Genomic DNA, 2,087 nt, shown 5'->3' with positions numbered 1-2,087 from the left:
GTACCAATTATGAGACCTATTCCCGATTGGGTCACCAAATCCACACTTGCCGAACTCGACCATACCGTCAACAGGCTGTTCGGTGATTGGCAGAAGCTGTATGAGGCGTTTCGCAGGACGGATAATGTGTTGACACAAGATGAATATTGTGTTTCTAAGGTGAAATTAGGGAGGCTTGCGGCTGAATTAATAATAAATGGTTATGGTCTTTTACAACCAGTATCGTCACTTGAAAAATATTGGGACGAATACTACAAGTTATGGAAGAATCCCGATAACCGCATACCAGTATGGAGGGATTGACAAATGATATACATAGGATTAGATTTAGCACTCACAGTGACAGGGTTCGTTAAGATTTGGGAAGCCAATATCGGACGCGCACTCATTACTACGAAAACAAGGGGTGTCGATAGACTGGATTATATTTGCAACGAAATAATATTGAGAATCCCGCCTAAAGACTACTATATTGGTATTGAGAACTATGCTTATGGTCGCCCTAATCAGGCTCACCAAATCGGAGAACTTCACGGAGCGTTAAAACACCTCTTCTTCCGCTTTCAAATAGAATACAATCTATATGCCCCGAAGAGTATTAAAAAGTTTGCCAGTGGCAAGGGAAATGCAAAGAAGGAATTGCTCATACGAGACGTATTTAAACGGTGGGGGTTCGAGACGGATAATAACAATCTTGCTGATGCGTATGCCATAGCCAAACTTACAGAGGCACACCATAAGGTATTGACCTGTGAGGCTGCGATTGAGGATTACCCTGTGTTTCAGCAGGAAGTATTACGGGGTATCCTGAATCCAACACCTAAGAAGAGGCGTAAGAAAAAGGAGTTGATATGAGAACTATACGATTTCGTGCGTGGGATAAGTTAAATAATTTAATGTGTGAAGTTGATGAAATACACTGGTGTAAAGGTGGAATAATGGTATTTGGGCCAGGGCATCATATAGCAAATGATTGGCTGAAAAATGATGAAATTATACTCATGCAATACACCGGATACAAGGCTCGCAATGGTGTGGAAATTTATGAGGGGGATATTATCTACGCCAAAATAGATAATGGCGGCGATGGAATTGATGAGCCGTATATCGTTGATGAAGTACAGGGTACGGTGATAATGAAGGATGGATGCTTCGGCTTTGAGGATAAGGATAACGGATTTTACGGTATTGACGTGGCAGACCATCACGATGTAGAAATTATCGGAAACATACATAAGGAGGATTAATATGACCAGAATACCGAGAACCTTTGACCATATCGCACGCAAGGCAGTCGGTATCGCTGCGGTATTCGTTATCGTCTTATTTGCCGTCTATTGGGCGGTACATATTATTATCTATTTAACCGATAAGGGGGTGTTATGAAACTTGAAATAATCCAATACATGATGCCTGATGGCAGAAAAGTTCCAAACAGTTTAACAATTCCCGATGAATTAGGTGAGAAGGTTGCAAAGATTAAAGAAGCTGGTTATGTGTTTTGCTGTGAGATGTTACAAACGGGTCATGTCGCCCTTTATGTTTCTGATGATGTTAATGGGGTTGATGTTGGGACAGAAATAGCAGAGAATCGGGAGTGTGAAAACAAACCTGTTAATGCGTTAATCAGGATGATAAAGGAATTTGACTTTGATGAAGCTAAGGAAATGATACAAGAGTTAGGTTAAATATACCTGCCCGAACTGTGGCGGGCAATTTTGTGATAAATGTAAGGGAGAATAACAATGCACCCATTAATAGCGAAAGAAGTAAGGAGAATAAATCAGCGGGCAATAGACGTTGTTCAGCTTGAAAATGAGGTACAGTTGGCTTCAAGAATCAGAGATACTTTAAGGCACAATATTAAACATAGCATGATAGAAATTTACGTAACCACTGTGGAATTGGCAATGTTTGACGTAGATGAATATGATATACAGTCTTTGATTTGTATTGCGGAAGAAAGTGGATACGTAAAAGAAAAAGAGGGGGAAAATGCAATTTGTCAATATAAATATTTTATTTTTACCAAGAATGAACGAAAAACAGAGCTATATGTTAAAGTTTATTTCAGTAAAAATAGTAAG

5 protein-coding genes are annotated in these 2,087 nt (G+C 39.6%); all 5 read left to right on the top strand.

From position 1 onward, the window contains the following. Positions 1–303 (top strand): hypothetical protein (locus KJ971_08645; GenBank protein ID MBU1145899.1); only part of this gene is annotated, 303 nt, incomplete at its 5' end. Between the two features lie 3 nt (positions 304–306). Continuing rightward, on the top strand, positions 307–855 hold the full coding sequence (locus tag KJ971_08640) for a hypothetical protein (GenBank protein ID MBU1145898.1): 549 nt from the start codon (positions 307–309) through the stop codon (positions 853–855). Continuing rightward, the gene (locus KJ971_08635; protein ID MBU1145897.1) at positions 852–1,247 is read left to right on the top strand and encodes a YopX family protein; all 396 of its coding nucleotides are present in this window, start codon (positions 852–854) and stop codon (positions 1,245–1,247) included. Before KJ971_08640 ends, KJ971_08635 begins: the two co-directional genes overlap by 4 nt. Before the next feature lie 135 nt (positions 1,248–1,382). Continuing rightward, positions 1,383–1,688 (top strand): hypothetical protein, encoded by a 306-nt coding sequence (locus KJ971_08630; GenBank protein MBU1145896.1) that lies wholly within the window; start codon positions 1,383–1,385, stop codon positions 1,686–1,688. Positions 1,689–1,745: 57 nt separating this feature from the next. Continuing rightward, a partial coding sequence (locus KJ971_08625; protein ID MBU1145895.1) for a hypothetical protein occupies positions 1,746–2,087 on the top strand: 342 nt, incomplete at its 3' end.

This window comes from Bacillota bacterium (assembly GCA_018818595.1).
Taxonomy (GTDB): Bacteria; Bacillota_I; Bacilli_A; order Izemoplasmatales; family Hujiaoplasmataceae; genus JAHIRM01.
Note: the sequence above shows the minus strand (reverse complement) of the source record. Positions and strands in the feature narration are given on the sequence as shown.